Source organism: Rhodoferax sediminis (genome assembly GCF_006970865.1).
GTDB classification, from domain to species: domain Bacteria; phylum Pseudomonadota; class Gammaproteobacteria; order Burkholderiales; family Burkholderiaceae_C; genus Rhodoferax_A; species Rhodoferax_A sediminis.
Map to the genome: position 1 here is coordinate 2,198,645 of NZ_CP035503.1, position 21,461 is coordinate 2,220,105.

The 21,461-nt window shown below is 66.0% G+C and carries 18 protein-coding genes; 9 read left to right on the forward strand and 9 right to left on the reverse strand.

Annotated features, from left to right (window positions below):
• Nucleotides 1-46: 46 nt before the first annotated feature.
• Entirely contained in the window at nucleotides 47-334 is a 288-nt protein-coding gene (locus tag EUB48_RS10580) for a hypothetical protein (protein ID WP_142818949.1), read from the reverse strand.
• 26 nt (nucleotides 335-360) lie between these two features.
• Nucleotides 361-768: a hypothetical protein gene (locus tag EUB48_RS10585; RefSeq protein WP_142818951.1), complete on the reverse strand. Its 408-nt coding sequence runs from the start codon at nucleotides 766-768 to the stop codon at nucleotides 361-363.
• 165 nt (nucleotides 769-933) lie between these two features.
• Between EUB48_RS10585 and map the strand changes: the two genes are divergently transcribed.
• Complete coding sequence (map, locus tag EUB48_RS10590; protein WP_142818953.1) at nucleotides 934-1,767, forward strand: type I methionyl aminopeptidase; 834 nt, start codon at nucleotides 934-936, stop codon at nucleotides 1,765-1,767.
• Nucleotides 1,760-4,435, forward strand: a complete 2,676-nt coding sequence (locus EUB48_RS10595; RefSeq protein ID WP_142818956.1) for a [protein-PII] uridylyltransferase — start codon at nucleotides 1,760-1,762, stop codon at nucleotides 4,433-4,435. Before map ends, EUB48_RS10595 begins: the two co-directional genes overlap by 8 nt.
• Nucleotides 4,436-4,523: 88 nt before the next feature.
• Here EUB48_RS10595 and def read toward each other — a convergent pair whose 3' ends face one another.
• Nucleotides 4,524-5,063, reverse strand: a complete 540-nt coding sequence (def, locus tag EUB48_RS10600) for a peptide deformylase (RefSeq protein ID WP_142818958.1) — start codon at nucleotides 5,061-5,063, stop codon at nucleotides 4,524-4,526.
• A 156-nt stretch (nucleotides 5,064-5,219) separates the two neighbouring features.
• On the opposite strand from def, the gene EUB48_RS10605 reads away from it, so the two are divergent.
• The 4 genes from EUB48_RS10605 to EUB48_RS10620 all read left to right on the forward strand — a co-directional run bounded on the left by EUB48_RS10605 (nucleotide 5,220) and on the right by EUB48_RS10620 (nucleotide 9,828).
• A complete protein-coding gene (locus EUB48_RS10605) occupies nucleotides 5,220-6,146 on the forward strand; it encodes a LysR family transcriptional regulator (protein WP_142818960.1) in 927 nt (308 codons plus the stop codon).
• 77 nt (nucleotides 6,147-6,223) lie between these two features.
• Nucleotides 6,224-7,627 carry an FAD-dependent tricarballylate dehydrogenase TcuA gene (gene tcuA / locus EUB48_RS10610; protein WP_142818962.1) on the forward strand — a complete coding sequence of 468 codons (1,404 nt, stop codon included), beginning with the start codon at nucleotides 6,224-6,226 and terminating at the stop codon, nucleotides 7,625-7,627.
• Nucleotides 7,614-8,813 carry a tricarballylate utilization 4Fe-4S protein TcuB gene (tcuB, locus tag EUB48_RS10615; protein ID WP_142818964.1) on the forward strand — a complete coding sequence of 400 codons (1,200 nt, stop codon included), beginning with the start codon at nucleotides 7,614-7,616 and terminating at the stop codon, nucleotides 8,811-8,813. Before tcuA ends, tcuB begins: the two co-directional genes overlap by 14 nt.
• 34 nt (nucleotides 8,814-8,847) lie before the next feature.
• Complete coding sequence (locus EUB48_RS10620; protein ID WP_142818966.1) at nucleotides 8,848-9,828, forward strand: Bug family tripartite tricarboxylate transporter substrate binding protein; 981 nt, start codon at nucleotides 8,848-8,850, stop codon at nucleotides 9,826-9,828.
• 43 nt (nucleotides 9,829-9,871) lie between these two features.
• Here the strand turns inward: EUB48_RS10620 and EUB48_RS10625 are convergent, their stop codons facing one another.
• Together EUB48_RS10625 and EUB48_RS10630 are read right to left on the reverse strand one after the other, a co-directional pair.
• The gene (locus EUB48_RS10625; RefSeq protein ID WP_142818968.1) at nucleotides 9,872-10,768 is read right to left on the reverse strand and encodes an SDR family oxidoreductase; all 897 of its coding nucleotides are present in this window, start codon (nucleotides 10,766-10,768) and stop codon (nucleotides 9,872-9,874) included.
• A gap of 225 nt (nucleotides 10,769-10,993) precedes the next feature.
• Complete coding sequence (locus tag EUB48_RS10630; RefSeq protein WP_142818971.1) at nucleotides 10,994-12,370, reverse strand: FAD-binding oxidoreductase; 1,377 nt, start codon at nucleotides 12,368-12,370, stop codon at nucleotides 10,994-10,996.
• Nucleotides 12,371-12,618: 248 nt separating this feature from the next.
• On the opposite strand from EUB48_RS10630, the gene EUB48_RS10635 reads away from it, so the two are divergent.
• The 3 genes from EUB48_RS10635 (at nucleotide 12,619) to EUB48_RS10645 (ending at nucleotide 16,409) form a co-directional block, all read left to right on the forward strand.
• Entirely contained in the window at nucleotides 12,619-12,876 is a 258-nt protein-coding gene (locus EUB48_RS10635; RefSeq protein ID WP_142818973.1) for a DUF4242 domain-containing protein, read from the forward strand.
• 153 nt (nucleotides 12,877-13,029) lie between these two features.
• On the forward strand, nucleotides 13,030-16,077 hold the full coding sequence (locus EUB48_RS10640) for a helix-turn-helix transcriptional regulator (RefSeq protein WP_168226738.1): 3,048 nt from the start codon (nucleotides 13,030-13,032) through the stop codon (nucleotides 16,075-16,077).
• Between the two features lie 107 nt (nucleotides 16,078-16,184).
• Nucleotides 16,185-16,409 (forward strand): hypothetical protein, encoded by a 225-nt coding sequence (locus tag EUB48_RS10645; protein ID WP_142818977.1) that lies wholly within the window; start codon nucleotides 16,185-16,187, stop codon nucleotides 16,407-16,409.
• Nucleotides 16,410-16,437: 28 nt separating this feature from the next.
• Here the strand turns inward: EUB48_RS10645 and EUB48_RS10650 are convergent, their stop codons facing one another.
• The 4 genes from EUB48_RS10650 to EUB48_RS10665 form a co-directional block, all read right to left on the reverse strand.
• Nucleotides 16,438-16,647: a DUF1059 domain-containing protein gene (locus EUB48_RS10650; protein ID WP_077561070.1), complete on the reverse strand. Its 210-nt coding sequence runs from the start codon at nucleotides 16,645-16,647 to the stop codon at nucleotides 16,438-16,440.
• A 406-nt stretch (nucleotides 16,648-17,053) separates the two neighbouring features.
• Nucleotides 17,054-18,283, reverse strand: a complete 1,230-nt coding sequence (gene chrA, locus EUB48_RS10655; RefSeq protein ID WP_210411612.1) for a chromate efflux transporter — start codon at nucleotides 18,281-18,283, stop codon at nucleotides 17,054-17,056.
• 23 nt (nucleotides 18,284-18,306) lie between these two features.
• Nucleotides 18,307-20,379, reverse strand: coding sequence for an NAD-dependent DNA ligase LigA (ligA, locus tag EUB48_RS10660; RefSeq protein WP_142818980.1), 2,073 nt, complete (start codon nucleotides 20,377-20,379; stop codon nucleotides 18,307-18,309).
• A gap of 26 nt (nucleotides 20,380-20,405) precedes the next feature.
• Nucleotides 20,406-21,455, reverse strand: coding sequence for a cell division protein ZipA C-terminal FtsZ-binding domain-containing protein (locus EUB48_RS10665; protein WP_142818982.1), 1,050 nt, complete (start codon nucleotides 21,453-21,455; stop codon nucleotides 20,406-20,408).
• Between the last annotated feature and the right edge of the window lie 6 nt (nucleotides 21,456-21,461).

A 21,461-nucleotide genomic window follows, 5' to 3' on the forward strand; every position in this document is an offset into this window, starting at 1 on the left:
TACGCAGGCCAACAATCGTCCAAGGAGTGGTCCACGGCCTGTTGCATTAACCACCGGACTTTTTGAAGATGACAAACAGGACCAACAGCACAACGGTCCAGACCATGGCAATCAGGATCGGATGCCAAGTCTTTGCGGGCTGGCGAAACTCATCGTTGTAGGTTGAATCCCGCCGGCGCTGCGCGTTGGATCGGGAGCCTCGAAACTGCTTCGGGAAATAACGAGGGTCGGGAGTCTGCTGCTTGCGCTTGCTCCTCCATAGATTCCATTTGGGTCTTAGACCAGCTCGCCGACGCTGGATGTTCCGATACCAATCCCTGTCATCAAGGCTCATTTTTAATTCCCCTTGTTGAAAGTCTTCTACTGCATGGAGCAGCCCAATCGCTGCTGCTCGGCATGAATGCCCTTCCAACGCATCTGGTCCGTATTGATGATCTCTATCGGCTGCAACTTCCGGTTCTCATAACGGCTCCATATCTCGGCCCGCTCAGCATGCAACTGGAGGCAGCGGGTATTTCGCTCGACCTGCTGAGCCTGGGCTTGCCGCTGCGCCGCTGCCGCCGAGGCAGCGTTTACTTCGCCCTTGGCAAGATTGACTTGCTGTTCAAACGACATGCCATCCGGAACGCTGACAATGCGCTCGACAAAGGCTTGGTGCTGGTTGCAGTGGGCCTTAGCCCAAAAGGTGCTGTCGTTGTAGGCCTTGCACAAGTAGATAGTGTCAGCCTGTGCTGCCGCTGACAGCAGCAGTACTGCAAATAAAAGCATTCTCACTATCCCACCCTCCCCTTTGATCAAAGTTTACTGGATATGGGAGGGCCGTACAGTGACCTGCAGGCGGTCACCGATCGTCATCATGAATCGTTTGCGCGCCTGTCGAACTGACGCACCGGCTACCTGCGGGCAAATTCACCCAGTGGGATAATTACGGCCATGAGCATTACCTACAAAGACGAAGAAGGCATCCGCGGCATGCGCGTTGCCGGAAGATTGGCCTCCGAGCTGCTGGACTACCTGACGCCCTACGTGAAAGTCGGCGTCACCACCAACGAGCTGGACAAGCTGGCGTACGACTACATCACCCAGGTGCAGGAGGCGATTCCGGCGCCGCTGAACTACACCGGCGGCGGCAACATCCCCTACCCCAAGTCGATCTGCACCTCGGTCAACCATCAGGTGTGCCACGGCATCCCCAACGACAAGCCGTTGAAAAAAGGCGACAGCGTCAACATCGACGTGACCGTGATCAAGAACGGCTGGCACGGCGACACCAGCCGCATGTTCATCGTGGGCGAAGGCTCCATCCTGGCCAGGCGGCTGTCGGCGCTGACGTATGAGGCGATGTGGCACGGCATCCAACTGGTCAAACCCGGCATCCACCTGGGCGACATTGGCCATGTCATCCAGCGCTTTGCCGAGAGCAACGGCTTTTCCGTGGTGCGCGAATTTTGCGGCCACGGCATTGGCCGGGTGTTCCATGAAGAGCCACAGGTGCTGCATTACGGCAAGCCCGGCACCATGGAGATGCTGAAAACCGGCATGACCTTCACCATCGAGCCGATGATCAACGCGGGCAAAAAGGAAATCAAGGAAGGCCCGGAAAAAGACGGTTGGAGCATTGTGACCAAGGACCATTCCCTGTCGGCCCAGTGGGAGCACACCATCCTGGTCACCGAGACCGGCTACGAGGTGCTCACGCTCTCCGCGGGCAGCCCGCCGCCGCCGCCTTTTGTCAACGCACAGGTCAACGCACAGGCGAATGCCTGACCTGCAAACCCTTCGAGACGACTACCGTCTCCAGAAAGCCGCGCTGTTCCAGTCGGTGCGCACCAGCGGCGCATCCACGCGCGGCATTCACAGCGTGCTGCACAAGCTGGCCCGCCAGGCCGACGCCCTGCTCCAGGCCCTGTGGCAGATGGCGGCGTTCTCCGAGCAGCTGGCATTGGTCGCGGTGGGTGGCTACGGGCGCGGCGAGCTGTTTCCGTACTCGGATGTGGACGTCGTGCTGCTGCTGCCCGACGACCTGAATCCCGACGACAACGCACCGCTCAAGCGGCAGATCGAGGCCTTCATCGGTAGTTGCTGGGACACCGGGCTGGAGATCGGCTCGAGCGTACGCACGGTGTCGGACTGCGTGGCCGAAGCCGCCAAGGACGTGACGGTGCAGACCTCGCTGCTGGAGTCGCGCCTAGTCACCGGCAGCAAAACCCTGTTTGCGGAATTTGGCCGGCGCTTTGACGCCGCGATGGATCCCGCGGCGTTCTTCGTGGCCAAGACGCTGGAGCTGCGCCAGCGCCACACCAAGTTCGAGAACACGCCCTACGCGCTGGAGCCCAACTGCAAGGAGTCGCCCGGCGGCCTGCGCGACCTGCAGGTGATCCTGTGGGTGGCCAGGGCGGCAGGCCTGGGCAAGAGCTGGGACGAACTGGCAAGAGGTGGCCTGGCGACGGCGTTCGAGGCCCGGCAGATCAAGCGCAACGAGGCGCTCTTGTGCCTGATCCGCGCGCGGCTGCACCTGCTGGCGCACCGGCGCGAAGACCGCCTGGTGTTCGATCTGCAAACCGCCGTAGCCGAGTCCTTCGGCTATGGAGCCCCCACGCTCGGCACCAGCGTGTCCTCGCTGCCCCCCGAGGGGGCTGTTTCGCCTGGGGGCGGCCCGTCGGCGAAACGTCCCGCAATGCGTTCCAGCGAATCGCTGATGCGCCGCTACTACTGGGCGGCCAAGGCGGTGACCCAGCTCAACCAGATCCTGCTGCTGAACATCGAGGAGCGTTTGAGCTCGTCCGCGCACGAACTGCATCCGATCAACGAGCGCTTCTTCGAGAAGGCCGGCATGATCGAGGTGGCCAGCGACGATCTGTACGAGAAGCAGCCGCACGCGATTCTCGAAACCTTCCTGCTGTACGAAACCACGGTCGGCGTCAAGGGTCTGTCGGCCCGCACCCTGCGCGCGCTGTACAACGTGCGCGGCGTGATGGATGGCCAGTTTCGGCGTGACCCGGTGAATCGCGAAAACTTCAAGCGCATCCTGCAGCAGCCCGAAGGCATCACGCACGCCATGCGGCTGATGAACCAGACCTCGGTGCTGGGGCGCTACCTGTGGGTGTTCCGCCGCATCGTCGGGCAGATGCAGCACGACCTATTCCATGTGTACACGGTGGACCAGCACATTCTGATGGTGCTGCGCAACGTGCGGCGTTTCTTCATCGCCGAGCATGCCCACGAATACCCGTTCTGCTCGCAGCTCGCCGCGGGATGGGACAAGCCCTGGATCCTGTACACCGCCGCGCTGTTCCACGATATTGCCAAGGGCCGCGGTGGCGACCATTCCGAGCTGGGCGCCAGCGAAGTGCGGCGCTTTTGCCGCCAGCACGACATCGCCGGCGAGGACATCAGGCTGATCGAATTCCTGGTCAGGGAACACCTCAGCATGAGCCGGATCGCGCAGAAGCAGGACCTGGGCGACCCCGACGTGATTGCGGCCTTTGCCAAACGCGTCGGCAACGAGCGCTACCTGACCGCGCTGTACCTGCTCACCGTGGCCGACATCCGCGGCACCAGCCCCAAGGTCTGGAACGCCTGGAAGGGCAAGCTGCTGGAAGACCTGTACCGGCTTGCGCTGCGCGTGCTGGGCGGCCGTGCACCCGACCCCGGTGCCGACGTTGAAGCGCGCAAGCGCGAGGCGCTGGTGATGCTGGCCCTGCACGCCGAACCCTTCGAGGCCTACAAGGCGCTATGGGACACGCTCGATGTGGGCTACTTCATGCGCCACGACGCGGCCGACATCGCCTGGCACGCGCGCCAGCTGTCGCGCCATGTGGCACGGCAAGCCGGCGCTACCGCGCCCGCCATGTCCAAGGCCATCGTGCGCGCGCGCCTGTCACCGGTCGGCGAAGGCCTGCAGGTGCTGGTGTACACGCCCGACAAGCCCGACCTGTTTGCACGCATCTGCGGCTATTTCGACCAGGCCAGCCTCAGCATTCTGGATGCCAAGGTGCACACCACCAGCAACGGCTTCGCGCTCGACACCTTCCAGGTGGTCACCTCGTTTTTGCCGGAGCATTACCGCGAACTCGTCAGGATGGTGGAAGCCGGCGTGGCGCATGCCATTGAACAGCCCGGTGAGCTGCCCGCCCCGAGTCGCGGCCGCGTGTCGCGCCGTGTCAGGAGCTTTCCCGTGACGCCGCGCGTCGAGCTGGCCCCGGACGAGAAGGCGCAGCGCTGGCTGCTCAGCATCTCGGCCAGCGACCGCGTCGGCCTGCTCTACTCGGTGGCGCGCGTGCTGGCCCGCCACAAGCTCAACCTGCAACTGGCCAAGGTCACGACTCTGGGCGAGCGGGTGGAAGACACCTTCCTGATCGACGGGCCCGAGCTGCAACACAACCGCGCGCAGATCGAGATTGAGACCGAGTTGCTGGAAGCCCTGAACGCCTGAAGCGTGCGCAGGAACGCCCCGTTGCTACTTTTTTAGTAGCTGATTGCCCATGACTGATAAGGGCTACAGGCCTTTTTTCCTTAAATTCTCAGTCATCCTGGCCGGCATCCAGCCCCGGAAACAGCACCTCGGTGAAGCCGAACTTCGTGAAGTCGCGCACCCGCATCGGGTACAGCTTGCCGATCAGGTGGTCGCATTCGTGCTGCACCACGCGCGCGTGAAAGCCCTCAGCCGTACGCTCGATCGGGTCGCCATATTGATCGAACCCTGTGTAGCGGATGCGCGAGAAGCGCGGCACCACGCCGCGCAGGCCGGGCACCGACAGGCAGCCTTCCCAGCCGTCTTCCTCCTCGGGCCCGAGCGGCGTGATGACCGGATTCAGCAACACCGTGCGCGGCACCAGTGGCGCATCGGGGTAGCGCGGATTGACCTCGTCGGTGCCAAAAATCACCAGCTGCAAATCCACCGCGATCTGCGGCGCAGCCAGGCCGGCGCCGTCGACGGCGCGCATGGTGTCGAACATGTCCGACACCAGCAAATGCAGCGCGTCGGTGTCGAACTCGGTCACGGGCTGGGCAACGCGCAGCAGGCGCGGGTCGCCCATTTTGAGGATTTCGCGAATGGTCATGGTGTTGTCGTGTGTGGATGGGTCAGGCAAGGCGGCTGCAACTGGCCTGATAACCGTGCATACCGCAAGGGGGCGCCTCAGAAAATGGAATATAAAGCCCGTTAAGCTGTTGGCATATTGCCGGACCGGTTATTAAACAAGAAAACTGACCATGCCATGGAACTAAGGCAACTGCGCTATTTCATCCGCGTGGTCGAACTCGGAAGCATGGGGCGAGCGGCGGCGGATCTGGGCGTGGTCACCTCTGCGCTCAGTCAACAGATCAGTCGACTCGAGGGCGAACTCTCCGCCCGCCTCCTGCAACGCACAACGACGGGCGTCGTCCCCACCGACGCCGGCGTAGCGTTCTGGCGCCAGGCGCAACTCGCGCTGCGGCATGTCGACGAGGCCGCCCGCGCCGCGCAGCACGCGCGCCTGTCCGGGCATGTGAGCGTCGGCCTCGCGCCATCGACGGCGTCTGTCCTGGCGCTTCCCCTCATGAGCGGGTTGCGCGCCCGCTACCCCGATATACGTCTGCATCTCGTCGAAAGCTTGTCGGGCAACCTCGCTGCGATGCTCAATGCGCGTCAACTTGACCTCGCTGTCCTGTTCGAGACCGAAGCAGCCCAGCGCTGGAGCGTGACGCCGCTGCTGGACGAGCGTCTCTTTGTCGTCGGCTCCCCGCAGTTGACCGGCATGCCCAGGGGCAAGCAGGTCCGGCTCAAGGAGATCGGAGCGCTACCCCTCATCATGCCGAGTGGAACCCATGGGCTGCGGGCGATCGTGGCGACGGCATTCGCGCGGGCCAAGTGCGAACCGAACATCGTCGCCGACATCGACGGCCTGGCTATCCTCATGGATGCCGTTCAGGCAGGGCTGGCGGCGACCATCCAACCCGGCGCGGCAACCTCGCGCCTTCCTGCCGACGTGGTTCGGCTTGTGCAGGTCGCGGATGCCGGCGTGCGCCGGCGCAATCTGCTGGCCAGCCTGTCGGACGACGAGCTCTCCCCTGCGGCCCTGGCCACGCGGGTTGTGCTGACGGACGTCGTGCGCGAACTGGTGGCCGGGTCCCATTGGGCAGGTGCAAGTCTTCACGAATCATGAAGATGGCTTGCCTGGCTGGGCACTACCGGAGTTGATGCGGGCCACCTAAACTGCTCCTCACAACGAGGGGGCAACGCATGGTGGATGTACTGGTCATTGGTGGCGGCAACGCGGCCCTTTGTGCGGCCCTGATGGCACGCGAGGCGGGCGCTTCCGTGCTGGTGGTCGAAGCATCCCCGCGCGAATGGCGCGGCGGGAACTCGCAGCACACGCGCAACCTGCGCTGCATGCACGACGCGCCGCAGGACGTGCTGATCGACGCCTACCCCGAAGAGGAATACTGGCAGGATCTGCTGAAGGTCACCGGCGGCATCACCGACGAGCACCTGGCGCGCCTCACGATCCGCGCATCGTCGACCTGCCGCGACTGGATGCGCCGGCACGGCGTGCACTTCCAGCCGCCGCTGTCGGGCGCGCTGCACGTGGCGCGCACCAACGCCTTTTTCATGGGCGGCGGCAAGGCCCTGGTCAACGCCTACTTCCGCAGCGCCGAAAAACTCGGCGTGCAGGTCCGCTACGACACGCCGGTGGTGTCGGTCGAGCTCGACGGCGACCGCTTTGTTGCCGTACGCACTACCAAGGGCGAACGCATCGAAGCGAAAAGCTGTGTGCTGGCCGCCGGCGGCTTCGAATCGAACCGTGAATGGTTGCGCGAAGCCTGGGGCCAGAACGAGCGCGGCGAGTGGCCGTCCGACAATTTTCTGATCCGCGGCACGCGCTTCAACGAAGGCATGCTGCTCAAGCACATGATCGACGCAGGCGCGGACTCTATCGGCGACCCGACGCAAGCCCACATGGTGGCGATCGACGCGCGTGCGCCGCTCTATGACGGCGGCATTTGTACCCGCATCGACTGCGTCTCGCTAGGCGTGGTGGTGAATCGCGAGGGCCAGCGCTTCTACGACGAGGGGGAAGATTTCTGGCCCAAGTGCTACGCCATCTGGGGCCGGCTGGTGGCCCAGCAGCCGGGCCAGATCGGCTACTCCATCATCGACCAGAAGGCGATCGGCCGCTTCATGCCGCCGGTGTTTCCAGGCACCACGGCCAACACGCTGGCCGAGTTGGCCCGCAAGCTCGGGCTGCCCGAGCAGGCCTTCGTCAAGACCGTGGAAGACTACAACGCCGCGTGCCGCCCCGGCAGCTTCGATCACACCGCGCTCGATGACTGCGCTACCTCCGGCCTCGCGCCGGCCAAAACGCACTGGGCGCGGCCGATCAACACGGCGCCGTTCTATGGCTACACCCTCAAGCCGGGTGTCACCTTCACCTACCTCGGCCTCAAGGTCAACGACCGCGCCGCTGTGCACTTCGGCGGCCGGCCTAGCCCCAACCTCTTCGTTGCGGGCGAAATGATGGCCGGCAACGTGCTCGGCAAGGGCTACACCGCCGGCGTCGGCATGGCCATTGGCACCGCCTTCGGGCGCATCGCCGGCACGCAGGCGGCCGCTGCCGCAAGGAAAGTCGAACATGCAACAGCTTGAAGCCCTGACCCGCGAGGCCAGCGCACTGGCCGGCGGTGGCTACCCCGTGATCCCGATCCTGAGCGCCAACGAGGCAGAGGTCGGCCGCCAGATGCAGATCTGCAACGCCTGCCGGTACTGCGAAGGCTTCTGCGCCGTGTTTCCGGCGATGACGCGGCGGCTCGAGTTCGGCAAGGCCGACATCCACTACCTGGCCAACCTGTGCCACAGCTGCGGCGCCTGCCTGCACGCCTGCCAATATGCGCCGCCGCACGAGTTCGCCGTCAACGTGCCGCAAGCGATGGCCAGGGTGCGCATCGACACCTACGCCGAGTACGCATGGCCCGGTGCGCTCGGCAGCCTCTACAAGCGCAACGGCCTCACGCTCGTCCTGGCCACGGCGCTCGCGCTGGTGCTGTTCCTGGTGCTCACGATGGCCGCCCGGGGCACGCTGTTCCCGGGCCCGCTGGCTGGAAACTTCTACGCAATCTTTCCGCACAACATGCTGGCGCTGATGTTCGGGGTGGTGTTCGGCTTTGCCGTGCTCGCGCTGGGCATCGGGGTCGCGCGCTTCTGGCGCGAGGTATCTCCAGCCTCGGAGACGGGCAGATCGCAGGAGCCGTCATTGCGTCGCGACGCCACCGTCGAAGTCGTTACTGACGTGCTGCGCCTCAAGTACCTCGACGGTGGCCACGGCGAAGGCTGCAACAACGCCGACGACCGGTTCACCCTATGGCGCCGGCGCTTCCACCACTTCACCTTCTACGGCTTCATGCTGTGCTTCGCGGCCACCAGCGTCGCAACGCTCTACCACTACCTGCTCGACCTGCACGCGCCCTACCCGCTGACCAGCCTGCCGGTGATACTGGGCACCTCAGGCGGTATCGGCCTCGTGATCGGTCCGGTCGGGCTGCTGTGGCTCAACCTGCGGCGCGACCCGGCGCACGGCGACTTGGCGCAGCGACCGATGGACCGCGGCTTCATTGCGCTGCTGCTGCTTATCAGCCTCACCGGCCTGGCCCTGCTGGTCTGGCGCGACACAGGCGCGATGGCATTGCTACTGGCCATTCACCTCGGCGTGGTGATGGCGCTCTTTCTTACGCTGCCCTACGGCAAGTTCGCCCACGGCATCTTCCGTTCGGCAGCGCTGCTCAAGAATGCCATCGAGAAGCGGCAACCGAACCGGCTGCAGCTCGGCTCGGAGTGAGCGATCCTTTCAACAACAACCCCACGGAGTTCCTATGCGACAGTCCTTGAAAACCCTTCTGCGTACCGGTCTCGGTACCTTGTGCATCGTCCTCGGAGCCGCCAGTGCCCACGCGGGCGATTGGCCGACCAGGCCGATCACGATCATCGTGCCCTTCGCTCCAGGCGGCACCACCGACATCGTCGCGCGCGAGGTCGGCCGCAAGCTCTCGGAGGCGCTGAAACAGCCGGTCATCATCGACAACCGCGGCGGCGCCGGCGGCACCGTGGGAGCCGCCATCGCGGCCAAGGCGCCGCCCGACGGCTACACGTTCTTTATGGCCACCATCGCGCATGCGATCGCGCCCGGCATTTACAAGCACCTGCCCTACGACTTCCAGCGCGACTTCGATCCGGTGGGGCTCGTCGCCACGACGCCCAATGTGCTGATCGTCAACCCCCAACTGCCGGTCAAGTCGGTCGCCGACCTGGTGGCCTACATCAAGGCCAATCCCGGCACGGTCAACTTCGGCTCGGCGGGCAACGGCAGCACGGAACACATCTCGGGCGAGCTCTTCCGGTCCATGACGAAGACCCAAATCACGCACATTCCGTACAAGGGCGGTGCGCCGATGATGGTGGACGTCATAGGCGGCCAGATCCAGATGGCGATCGAAACCAGCCCTTCGGCCAACCCCCACATTCACAGCGGCAAGGTCAGGGCGCTCGCCGTCACCACGCTCACGCGCTCACCGGCCTATCCCGACGTGCCAACGCTCAACGAGTCCGGCCTGCCCGGGTACGACATGACGACCTGGTTTGCGCTGATGGCGCCGCACGGCACGCCGGCGGCGATCGTCCAGCGCACCAGCAAGGAACTGGCACAGGTGCTGGCGCAGCCTGATGTCACGAAGCGTTTCGAGGAGCAAGGCGTGTCGGCTGGCCACATGAGCCCCGCGCAATTGACCGCCTTCGTTCGCAGCGAAACCGCGAAGTGGGTCAAGGTGGTGAAGGAGTCCGGCGCCACGACGGAATGAGGCATCTGGACCAAGCTTCGAGGCCGGCGTGCCGTACGCCGCGCTATTCCTTGTCCTTGCGATTCTGCGCCTCGATGCGCTCGCGCGCGGCCTGCCACTGTGCATCGCTCCACTCGCGCAGCTCGTAGAAGTTGCCGCCGGTGGCCAGCGCATTGCCGCCGTCCATCGCGATCGTCTGCCCCGTGAGCCAGTCGCACTGGCCGGGCGCCAGCAAAAACGCCGCCAGGTTCTGCAGCTCGGTCATCTCGCCGGCGCGCGCCATCGGGTTGCGCTGCTTGCTGCGCGTGCCGGGTTCCTCGCCCGGGCTGAGCCGTTTGCTCATGCCCTCGGTCGGAATCTCGCCGGGCGCCACGGCGTTCAGGCGGATGCCGTAGCGCGCCCACTCGACCGCGAGCGACTTGGTCATCACCTCGATCCCGGCCTTGCTCATCGCCGACGGCACCACGTACGGCGAGCCGTTGTCGACCCAGGTGACGACGATGCTCATCACGCTGCGGTACGGTCGGCCTGGCTGCCAGGCGCCGGCCTTGGCCTCGGCGATCCAGCGCTTGCCGACGGCCTGCGTGACGTAAAAGCTGCCATGAAAAACGATGTCCGCAATGGCGTCGAAAGCGCGTGGCGACAGGCTCTCGGTCGGTGCAATGAAGTTGCCGGCGGCGTTGTTCACCAGGCCCGTCAGGCCGCCGCTGTCCCATAGCGCAGCGACCATCGTTTCGACGTCCTGCGCATTGCGGATGTCGACGCCGAAGGTGTCGACGCGGCGTTTGGGAAACTGGTCACGCCATACCGCGGCGGTCTCGTAACAGACCTGCTTGCGCCGGCCGCAGATCGCCACGTCGGCGCCCAGCGACAGGAACTTCCCGGCCATCGCGCGGCCGAGCCCGGTGCCGCCCCCGGTGACGAGAATGCGCTGGCCGGCCATCAGGGTGGACTGGAACATGATGCGTCTCTCAAAGAAGAGGTGTGAATACGCATCAATCTACGCTGCTGCACCATTGCGGTCAATGGCTGAGGCGGCCCCGGATTCCTGACGCTGCCAGTCGCGTCAGGGCGTTTTCGTGACGTACGTGGGCCGTCGAGGCAAGGACGTGGAGGCCGATGATGTGCGGCAACTGGTGGCGATCTGAACGCCGGTGCTGCGGGAGGATTCCGTGAAAACTCGCGGTCAGCCTGCCGGCTTGATGTTCTGGTTCACACGGAACAGGTTGCCGGGGTCGAACTTCTGCTTGACCGCGGCGAGCTTCGGGTAATGCTCCCGGTAGGTCGCCTGCACACGCTCCTGGCCCTCGTCCATCATGAAGTTCACGTAGGCGCCGCCGGCGGAATAGGGGTGCAGCGCATCCCAGTAGTCCTTGCACCAGCGGGTGATGTGCTCGCGATTGGCCGGATCGGGGTCCACCCCCACAATCACCATGGCCCATTTCGAGCTGCGGTAGCAAAACGCCGTGTCGTTGCGGCCCACCCGGTGCACGGCGCCATCGATGGGATAAAGATGCATCGAGGACTGCATCGTCGGCGCGCGCGGACCGTGTTCGACGTGCAGGGCGATCGCCTCCTCGGGCAGCTCATCGACGAAGTCGGCGCGCCAATACCATTGATGGCCGGGCGGATAAAGACCGTCAAAGGCACGCTGCAGCATCGGGTAGGGCAAGGCGTGAATGCCGTAGAGCGCAGGGCTCATGGCGCGCACGGGTTCGAACACCTGTTCCGCCCGGGCCGGATCGCCCGTGTAGCACCACACCACGCCGCACATCTTCTTCAGGTGCAGTGCCTCGGGGAACGGCGGCGCGGGCGGCACGGTCAGGAACAGGAAGAAGCCATTGAGTTCCGGCGGCGCACCGACGATGAAATCGCGGTACCAGCGCATGACCTCGGCCGCGCGCTCCAGGGGCCAGAGGGTTGGGCCGGCCACCACGTTGTCGACCGCATGCAGCTTGAACTCGAACGAGGTCACAACGCCGAAGTTGCCGCCGCCGCCGCGCACCGCCCAGAACAGGTCCTCGTTCTCCCTGCTGCTGGCCGTCACGAGTTGCCCGTTGGCCAGCACCATGTCGACCGAAAGCAGGTTGTCGATGGTCAGGCCGAAGCGGCGCGACAGGTGCCCGATGCCGCCGCCCAGGGTCAGCCCGCCGACGCCGGTGGTCGAGATGATGCCGGCCGGCGTCGCCAGCCCGAAGGCATGGGTGGCGTGATCGACATCGCCCCAGGTGCAGCCGCCCTCGACGCGCACCGTGTGCGCCCTGGGATCGACGCGAATGCCGCGCAGCGCCGACAGGTCGAGCACCAGGCCGTCATCGCACACGCCCAGGCCGGCGCCGTTGTGGGCGCCGCCGCGCACCGCGAGCAGCAGCGCATGCTCGCGCGCGAAGTTCACCGTGGCGATCACGTCGGCCACATCGGCGCAGCGGGCAATCAGGCGTGGCCGCTTGTCGATCATGGCGTTGTAGACCTTGCGCGACGCATCGTAGGCGGCGTCGCCGGGTTCGATGAGGGCGCCACGCAGTTGCGCCTTGTAGGCTTGCAGTTGGGTATCGTTGAACATGACAGCTCCTGGTCAGTGGGAATCAAGGGTTCCGGCCGGTCCGGCGTGCCGACCTCAGTTCACTCTAGGAGATGCAGGGCGTGCGCACAATCCGCCGGATTGATCATTTTTCCAAGGCACCCGATGCCTTGGTCAATGGTCAAAATTGACTATCCCGGGACCGCTGGCGCGATGCGTTGACCGGGATTGCGGTTCGTCGCAGAATGTTTGGTGGACGGCCGGCGGCGGCCATCCAGGAGGTGCAAACCATGCCACTGTTCCTGATCGAGCGCCAATTCGCCGACGCACTGCAACTTGATGATGCAAGTGTCGCGGCCGTCAAGCAGATCAACACCGATGTCGGCGTCAACTGGCTGATCTCGTTCCTGTCGGCTGATCGCAAGAAGACCTACTGCCTGTACGAGGCGCCCAGCGCTGACGCCATTCGCGAAGCGGCGCGACTGGCCCACCTGCCTGCCGACGTGGTGGTCGAGGTCAGCCGGATCCGTCCGGAGTCGTTCGCCTGACGGCCTGGCGCTCATCCATTTCAGGCTTCACCGCCGCGATCGGGTCTGACGATGCCAATGCAATGCGCTTTCTGCGGCCGCGAAAACCGGCCTGTCGCACTCTTCTGCGATGGCTGCGGCGCGGCGCTGTGCGCGGACATTGGCACCACATCCATGGCAGAGGCGGCCCTTCAACCTGCGTCCGAATTGTTTGTCGGGCGCGAGCGCGAGCTGGCGGCCCTGGACGCCCTGCTAACGCGCGCGCTGGCCGGCTCGGGCGGCGCGGCAGCATTGGCCGGGGACCCGGGGATCGGCAAGACCCATACGGCGCAGATGCTGGCCCGGCGCGCCGCGGCGCGCGGCATGCAGGTGCTCTGGGGGCGCTGCAGCGAGGAGCCGGGGGCGCCCTCGTACTGGCCCTGGCTGGAAGTCATACAGGGCTGGCTCGATTCGCACGACGATACGGCGGTGCACCGTGCGCTGGCGCGCGCTGCGCCGGCGCTGGCAGAAATCGTCCCCGACGTCGCGCAGCGCTTCCCGAACCTCCCGCAGCTTCTGCCCACGACCGACCCATTGCAGACACGTTTCAGGCTGTTCCATGCGATCACGGAGTTCTGGAGGCGGGCGGCCCAGGAGCAGCCGCTGCTGCTGATTCTGGACAATCTTCATTGGGCGGACGCATCGTCACTGCGCCTGCTCGAGTTTCTCGCGCCGGATCTGGGCGCCTGCCACGTGCTGGTCCTGGTGACCTACCGCGACATGGAGCTGTCGCGCCAGCATCCGCTGTCCGGCACGCTTGGCGAGCTGGCCCGGCACCAGCACTTCACGCGCCTGCGCCTGTCCGGCCTGAGTCGGGACGAGACAGCCCTCATGATGAAACTGGCGGTTGGCGCCGTGGTCCCGCCGGTGCTGCTCGACAGGGTGCACGGCCAGACCGAGGGCAATCCGCTGTTCGTGAGCGAAATGACACGACTGCTTTTGCAGGAACAGGCCCTCGAAGGCGCGGCATGCGGTAGTTCAACCGCTTCGCCTGCTGGCAGGCTGATGCGCATCCCCGAAGGCATCAAGGAGGTCATCGGGCAACGCCTGAACCGGCTCTCGGTGCAAGCCAATCAGGTGCTCACCTGCGCCGCTGTGATCGGACGCTCGTTCGATACTGCCCTGCTCGCGCATCTGGTGGACGAGCTGGACGAAGACGCGTTGACCGGCGCGCTGGAGGAGGCGTTACGAGCGAATGTGATCGAGGCGCTGCCGACGGCGCCTGGCCGGTATCACTTCGGGCATGCCCTTTTCAGGGAAATCCTCTATGACGAGATCGCGCTCCCGAAGCGCGGGCGCTTGCACCTGAAGGTGGGCCGTGCCCTGGAGGCCGCGCATCGCAACGATCCCGGGCGCCAGCTGCCGGCCCTGGCGCATCACTACTGGGCGGCCCTGCCGGGCGGCGATCCCGCGCTGGCGGTCGCATACGCGCTGCGAGCGGCCGAGCAGGCCGACAAGCTGATGGCGCATGAAGAGGCGGTGCGCTACTACGGCCTGGCGCTGCAGGGCATGGATGCGGGCACGAGCGCCGATGCCGTGTCGCGTTGCCGGGTGCTCAATGCGCTCGGGGAGGCTCATGCCCAAGGCGGCGAATACCTGCAGGCGCGCGAGGTGTTCGCGCAGGCTGCCCAGATGGCGAAGGACGCGGGCAACAGCCACGAGCTGGCACGTGCCTCGCTCGGATTCGAGGCCGCGAGCTGGGCACCCGGCCTGCCGGGCGTTGCCGCTGCCCGCCTGCTGCGCGAGGCGCTCGTCACGCTGGATGGCGGGGAGCTGTCCTTGATGGTTCAGTTGTTGAGCGCGCTATCGCGGGCCCTGATCTTCAGCGGTGAGGAAGCGCAGGCGATGAAAGTACTCGAACAGGCGCTGGCGATGGCCAGGCGCACGAACGATCCTTCAACCCTGGCCACGACACTGATTGCAACGCTGTCGGCGCGGTGGCAGCACGAACGGACCTCACAGAGGATGGACAACGCCGAGGAGGCATTGCGCCTGGCCACGCAAGCGGGCGACCGGCTGCTGATGTCACAGGCCGCCGCGTGGCGCATGTTCGATCATTTCGAGCTGGGCGACATGGAGAGCTGGCGAGCTGGCCTGGCGGCCTACGAGCGTGATGCGGACGAATTGCGCCAGCCGTTCCTGCAGTATGTGGGGGCCTGCTCGCGCACCATGCATGCGCTGTTCGAGGGGCGCTTTGCGCAGGTCGAGGCGCTCGCGCAGCACACCCTGCAGATTGGCGACCGCATGCCGGGTCTGGACGCGGCAGGCGTGTACGGTGTGCAGATGTTCACGCTGCGCCGCGAACAGGGCCGCCTGCCCGAGGTGGCGCCGCTGTTACAGCACCTTGTCACGGCGACCGGGCAAGCCAATGTCTGGCGGCCCGGGCTTGCGCTGATCTACGCCGAGCTGGGCCAGCTGGACGCCGCACGAGGCGAGTTCAATGGGCTGGCGGCAGATGGCTTTGCCGGGCTGGTGCACGATGGTGTCTGGTTGGCGAGTCTGGCCTACCTCGCCCATGTGTGCTGCACGCTGCACGATACGGACAGCGCCGCGGCACTTTATCGATGGCTGGCGCCCTACGCGGGGCGCAACCTGCTGGCCGGAACCTCGATCGCCTGCTTTGGTGCGGCAGACCTGCTCCTTGGGATGTTGTGCGCAACTATGGGCCGCGAAGAGGATGCCGAGCGCCACTACAGGGCCGCCCTGGCCATGAATGAGCGCCAGGGCGCGCGTCCTGCATTGGCGCGCACCCGTCATCAGTACGCAGTGATGTTGATAGCCCGGCATGGACCGGGCGATCGGCAGCAAGCGCGGGCGCTGCTGGAGGCCGCGCTCGTCGAAGCCAGCACACTGGGAATGGCATCGCTGCGCACGCAAATCGAGAGCTGCCGGCGGGAGTCGACGCCCGATTCAGCCGCTGTGGACTATCCCGCTGGCTTGAGCGAGCGCGAGGCGCAGGTATTGCGGCTGGTCGCGGTCGGGCGCGGCAACCGGGACATTGCCAGCGCGCTGTTTGTCAGCCCGAACACCGTGGCCAACCACATTCGGAGCATCCTGAGCAAAACCCGATCGGCGAATCGCACCGAAGCCGCAGCGTTTGCGATACACCATGGGATATTGAAGCCGCACGCCAGGTCTTCGGCCGGCGCGGAACAGGATTGGCCCGAAAGTACGCACACTTGAATTTGTGCCGCGGCAAGACTAGAACCACAATGGCGGCGCCAGCTCGCGCGTTCGCCCCACAGGTCGAGCCTTATGGGGGTTTTTCCACATCTGCCAGGGAGAAATCGATGCTTAGGCAAAGCCTGGGTTGCACTGTGTTGGCCGCCTCGGCGATGGTCAATCCTGCCAATGCGCAGCAGTCCCCACCGGCATCTGACAGAACCATGCAGGTTGAAGCGCTGGTCAACAAGGCCGCAGCGCTGATCGACAGCAAAGGCAAGGCGGCATTTTCCGAGTTCATCACGATCGATGGAACCCCGGGCCTGGTCGCTTCGGGCTTCTACGCCCGGTAGCCTCTGGCGGAGCCATTTGCGCCGCCCGCTACTTGCGCGGAGCTTCGATCGGCGGGCTGCCTTCCTTGAACAGTTTCTGCAGCTGGGAGCGCAGTTCCGGCGTGTCCTGATGCTGATGCACCGCCACGGCATGCTGCACGGCGGCGGCAAGCAACTCCTTGTCCGTGTCGGCACAGAGCGCGACCGTGCAATTCATCTCGCTCGGATATTCCCGGCAGTCAATGTATTTACGTGTCATTTCAACCTCCACATCAAGTCAATGATTGATGAGACTCGGGTTGGCGCGCAGCGCAGTAGGGGTGACGTCCAGCCCTGGCGAACCACCCATGCGGACAACGCCGCGATTTTGTTTATAGCCCGGCAATCCCCGCCCGCAATACCGCATTTGCGCGACTGCAAGCGCGCAGCGCTCACAGGGCCTTGCTCTCGCGCCGCAGGCGAGCGTGGGATCAACCCGTCAGCGCCGCTTCCTCCAGAGGCCACCATGACCGAACCGGATTTCCAGGCTCGCGCCAGTCCATGCTTGCGGAAATCGCCGCAAAGACGATTTTTGCCAGTAGCTCATTGAAGAGCTGGCTGCGCCGGCCCGGCAATAGCTGGCCCGGCAGGGTTGTGCCAATGTCGAAATCAGAATCGGCAACGGATCAGGGCATCACAGCTGCCAGCAGCCAGCCCGCCGCGCCGCTGCCCAGCACCACCAGCCATGGCGGCAGCTTCCAGGCCATCAGGGCCATCAGGGCAACCAACGCCAGCGCGAAGTCCTGCGGCCGCCCGATGGCACTGGTCCAGACCGGGCGGTACAGCGCGGCCAGCAGCAGGCCGACCACCGCCGCGTTGACCCCGGCGAGCGCCGCCTGGGTGCGAACGCTGTGGCGCAAGGGCTCCCAGAACGGCAGGGTGCCGATGACCAGCAAAAACGACGGAACGAAGATCGCGACGAGGCACAACGCGGCGCCGATCCAGCCGTTCGGGGCACTGGTCATCGAGGCGCCCAGAAACGCCGCAAAGGTGAACAGCGGACCGGGCACCGCCTGCGCCGCGCCATAGCCCGCGAGGAAGGTTTCGTTCGTGACCCAGCCGCTGGGCACTGCCGCTGCCTGCAACAACGGCAGCACCACATGGCCGCCGCCAAAGACCAGCGAGCCGGCGCGGTAGAAGGCGTTGACCACGGCCAGCGCCTGGTTCGGCCAGACGCCCAGCCCGAGAGGCAACCCCAGCAGCAGCGCGAAGAACAGCCCCAGCAGCATGGCACCGGTGCGGCGGCTGACCGAGACCGGCAGCGCGTCGTGCGCGCCGTCTTGCGCGGGCTTGAAACACAGCAGGCCGAGCACGGTGGCCGCGGCGATGACGCCGACCTGCCCCGCGGCGGTCGGCCACAGCAGCACGATGCAGGCGCCAGCCAGGGCGATACCGATGCGCGCCGCATCGGTGCACAGTTTGCGGGCCATGCCCCACACGGCCTGGGCCACGACGGCGACGGCGACCACCTTCAAACCATGCAGGATGCCGGCTGGCAGCGCGTCGCCCCAGGCGGACAGCCCGAGCGCAAACAGCGTCAGCAGGATGGCCGAGGGCAGCGTGAAGCCGGTCCACGCGGCCAGCGCTCCCGGCAAGCCCGCCCGCGAGAGCCCGATCGCGATGCCGACCTGGCTGCTGGCCGGACCCGGCAAAAACTGGCACAGCGCCACCAGATCGACGAAGCTGCGTTCACTGAGCCAGCGCCGGCGCGTGACGAATTCGGCGCGGAAGTAGCCCAGGTGCGCGATCGGGCCGCCGAACGAGCTCAGCCCCAGGCGCAGGAACACGAGAAACACCATCCAGGCGCTGTCGCGGCCACGTTCCCCGAGTTCGATATCTGTCAACTGCGTGGCCATCGACGTTGGATGGAGCGGCCGCTTCAGGCCCGAGCGTTCAGCAAGTCCAGCAGACCGGCCTCGTCGAGCACCGCGACCTCGAGCTCCTGCGCCTTGGCCAGCTTGCTGCCCGCCTCGGTTCCGGCCACCACGTAGCTGGTTTTCTTGCTGACCGAGCCCGCCACCTTGCCGCCGGCGGATTCGATCAGTTCCTTGGCCTGGTCGCGGCTCAGCGTGGGCAGCGTGCCGGTGAGAACGAAGGTCTTCCCGGCGAATGGCTGCGGCGCCACGGGGGCGGGCTCGCCCTCCTCCCAGGTCACGCCGCAGGCGCGCAACTGTTCGACCACCTCGCGGTTGTGCGGCTGCTCGAAGAAGGTGCGGATGCTGCTGGCGACGATCGGGCCGACGTCGCCCACCTGCAGCAACTGCTCCTCGGTGGCGTCCATGACGGCATCGAGCTTGCCGAAATGGCGCGCCAATGCTTTCGCCGTGGCCTCGCCGACATGGCGGATGCCGAGCCCGAACAAAAACCGCGGCAGCGTGGTTTGCTTCGATTTTTGTAGCGCATCGACGATGTTCTGCGCGGACTTGTCGGCCATTCGGTCCAGAGCGACGAGCGACGTCAGGCCAAGGCGGTACAGGTCGGGCAAGGTGCGGATGACGCCCGCATCGACCAGTTGATCGACCAGCTTGTCGCCCAACCCTTCGATCTCGACCGCGCGGCGCTGCGCGAAGTGCAGGATGGCCTGCTTGCGCTGCGCGCTGCAGAACAGGCCGCCGCTGCAGCGGTAGTCCACCTCGCCCTCCTCGCGCACCGCCGCGGAGCCGCAGACCGGGCAGTGCCGTGGCATGGTGAAAACCTTCGCACCGGGCGGGCGCCGCTCGGGCAGCACGCTCACGACCTCGGGAATGACGTCGCCGGCGCGGCGCACGATCACGGTATCGCCAATGCGCACGTCCTTGCGGCGCGCCTCGTCTTCGTTGTGCAGGGTCGCGTTGGTCACGGTCACGCCGCCGACGAATACGGGCGCCAGCTTGGCGACCGGCGTGAGCTTGCCGGTGCGCCCGACCTGCACCTCGATGCCGAGCACCGTGGTGAGCTGCTCCTGCGCCGGGTACTTGTGCGCCACCGCCCAGCGCGGCTCGCGCGTGACAAAACCGAGTTGCTGTTGCAGCGCCAGGTTGTTGACCTTGTAGACCACGCCGTCGATGTCGAACGGCAGGTGGTCGCGCTGGCTGCCGATGGACTGGTGATACGCTACTAATTCCATAGCGCCATGCGCAATCTGCACCTGGGCTGCGACCGGAAAACCCCATGATTTGAGGGTTTGCAGCAGTTCGTAGTGGGTCTGGAATTCGGGGCCGCCCTGCGCGGCGGGCGTGACTTCGCCCAGGCCGTAGGCAAAAAAGCTCAGCGGCCGCTGCGCCGCGATCGCGGGGTCGAGCTGGCGCACCGCGCCGGCGGCTGCGTTGCGCGGGTTGACGAAGGTCTTCTCGCCCTTGTCGCGCTGTCTGGCGTTGAGCGCTTCAAAGTCGTCGCGGCGCATGAAAATCTCGCCCCGCACCTCGAGCACGTGGGGCACGCCAGTGGGCAGGCGCAAAGGAATTTGCCCGATGGTGCGGATGTTCTGCGTCACGTCCTCGCCCACTTCGCCGTCGCCGCGCGTGGCGGCCTGCACCAGCGTGCCGGCCTCGTAGCGCAGGTTCATCGCCAGGCCGTCGAACTTGAGCTCGGTCACGTATTCAACGGGGGGATCGTCCGGTGTCAGGCCCAGCTCGCGCCGCACGCGCGCATCGAAGCTGATGGCGCCCGTGGGTTCGGTGTCGGTTTCGGTGCGCAGGCTCAGCATCGGCACGGCGTGGCGCACGCTGGCGAACTGGTCGAGCGGCTTGCCGCCCACGCGCTGGGTCGGCGAATCGGGACTGAAGAGTTCGGGATGCGCGGCCTCCAGCGCCTGCAGCTCGCGAAACAGGCGGTCGTATTCGGCGTCCGGGATTTCGGGTTCGTCGAGCACGTAGTAGCGGTGCGCATGATGGTGCAGCTGGCGGCGCAGCGCCTCGACGCGCGCGGCGTCGGAACCCGGCTCGGGCGGCGCAAACAAATGGGGGTTTGCCATGGCGCAGCGCGGCGGCGAGCGCCGACTCAGGAGAACAGGCGGCGCGCCAGCGCGGAGCCGGCCGACAGATCGCGCGCGTCCAGTGTGTCGTACAGCTGCTCCAGGTCGGCGCCGATCACGTCCATGGCCTCGGGCACCAGCGGCTGGCCGTTGTCGTCGGTGACGATGCCGTCCATCGCCGCGCACAGGGCTGCGGCCGCCTCGCGCATGCGCGTGAAGGGCTGCTCGCCGCGATCCACCTGCGGCACATCCAGGCTGAGCGTGACTTCGCGCAGCGCCGACTGCGCCGGGTCGTCGGCCATGGCGGCCTGGGTATCGAACGCCAGCCCGAGCAGGGGCGGCAGTCCAGCCACACTCGCGGGCAGCACCATGCGCCCCGGAATCACGCCCGGTACGAAACCCAGGCGCGCCGCGTTCTGCTGCACGTAGCCGGGGCTCCAGGCGGCGCGTTGCGCGCGCAGCGAGAAACCGAGCTGCGCGTCGTGGTCGCTGGCGAACTGGTCGAGCTCGCGGGCTCTGGCCACTTCATCGAGCATTTCGGGGAAATCGGGCGCGCCATTGACCGCGTCGGCGAAGGCCTGCGCCTTCATCACGAACTCGGAGTATTCAATCTCGTTGAGGGCGCCGGTGCGGTTCGCCAGTTGCACACCGGCCTGAAAGGCGCCGTAGCGCTGGCCGGGCACCGGTGTTTCCCAGTGCTGGGCAACCTCGTTGAAGCCTTCGATCGCAAACGGCTTGCTGCCGGCGCGGCGCGTGGGCGGCATGGCGGCCAGCGCGGCGTCGCCTGAGACGGGGGCATCCAGCGCAATCGGTGCGATGACGTCGATCAGGGCATCCATGCCCGGCTTTTTCTCGGGCACCGGCAGCGGGTGCGACGCTGCCAGGTCGTCGTCGAAGGTGGGTTCGGTGCGCGCCGGCTCGGTGCCGTCCGCCGGCGCCGCGCGGCCGGCGCCATTGCCGGCCTCGGGCAGTGCCTGCCGGGGCGCGTTTCTGCGCGAGCTCCAGGTGCTGTGCGCCACCACACCGGCCAAGACCAGGCCTCCTGCGATGGCCAGACTGATTTGCAACGTGCTCATCTGTCG

Coding starts and splice junctions, on each gene's coding strand:
- EUB48_RS10595 (WP_142818956.1), top strand. CDS start 1,760: ATGCCTGACCTGCAAACCCTTCGAGACGACTACCGTCTCCAGAAAGCC.
- EUB48_RS10640 (WP_168226738.1), top strand. CDS start 13,030: ATGGCAGAGGCGGCCCTTCAACCTGCGTCCGAATTGTTTGTCGGGCGC.
- EUB48_RS10580 (WP_142818949.1), bottom strand. CDS start 334: ATGAGCCTTGATGACAGGGATTGGTATCGGAACATCCAGCGTCGGCGA.
- tcuA (WP_142818962.1), top strand. CDS start 6,224: ATGGTGGATGTACTGGTCATTGGTGGCGGCAACGCGGCCCTTTGTGCG.
- EUB48_RS10620 (WP_142818966.1), top strand. CDS start 8,848: ATGCGACAGTCCTTGAAAACCCTTCTGCGTACCGGTCTCGGTACCTTG.
- ligA (WP_142818980.1), bottom strand. CDS start 20,379: ATGGCAAACCCCCATTTGTTTGCGCCGCCCGAGCCGGGTTCCGACGCC.
- EUB48_RS10625 (WP_142818968.1), bottom strand. CDS start 10,768: ATGTTCCAGTCCACCCTGATGGCCGGCCAGCGCATTCTCGTCACCGGG.
- def (WP_142818958.1), bottom strand. CDS start 5,063: ATGACCATTCGCGAAATCCTCAAAATGGGCGACCCGCGCCTGCTGCGC.
- EUB48_RS10645 (WP_142818977.1), top strand. CDS start 16,185: ATGCTTAGGCAAAGCCTGGGTTGCACTGTGTTGGCCGCCTCGGCGATG.
- tcuB (WP_142818964.1), top strand. CDS start 7,614: ATGCAACAGCTTGAAGCCCTGACCCGCGAGGCCAGCGCACTGGCCGGC.
- map (WP_142818953.1), top strand. CDS start 934: ATGAGCATTACCTACAAAGACGAAGAAGGCATCCGCGGCATGCGCGTT.
- EUB48_RS10605 (WP_142818960.1), top strand. CDS start 5,220: ATGGAACTAAGGCAACTGCGCTATTTCATCCGCGTGGTCGAACTCGGA.
- EUB48_RS10635 (WP_142818973.1), top strand. CDS start 12,619: ATGCCACTGTTCCTGATCGAGCGCCAATTCGCCGACGCACTGCAACTT.
- chrA (WP_210411612.1), bottom strand. CDS start 18,283: ATGGCCACGCAGTTGACAGATATCGAACTCGGGGAACGTGGCCGCGAC.
- EUB48_RS10630 (WP_142818971.1), bottom strand. CDS start 12,370: ATGTTCAACGATACCCAACTGCAAGCCTACAAGGCGCAACTGCGTGGC.
- EUB48_RS10665 (WP_142818982.1), bottom strand. CDS start 21,455: ATGAGCACGTTGCAAATCAGTCTGGCCATCGCAGGAGGCCTGGTCTTG.
- EUB48_RS10650 (WP_077561070.1), bottom strand. CDS start 16,647: ATGACACGTAAATACATTGACTGCCGGGAATATCCGAGCGAGATGAAT.
- EUB48_RS10585 (WP_142818951.1), bottom strand. CDS start 768: ATGCTTTTATTTGCAGTACTGCTGCTGTCAGCGGCAGCACAGGCTGAC.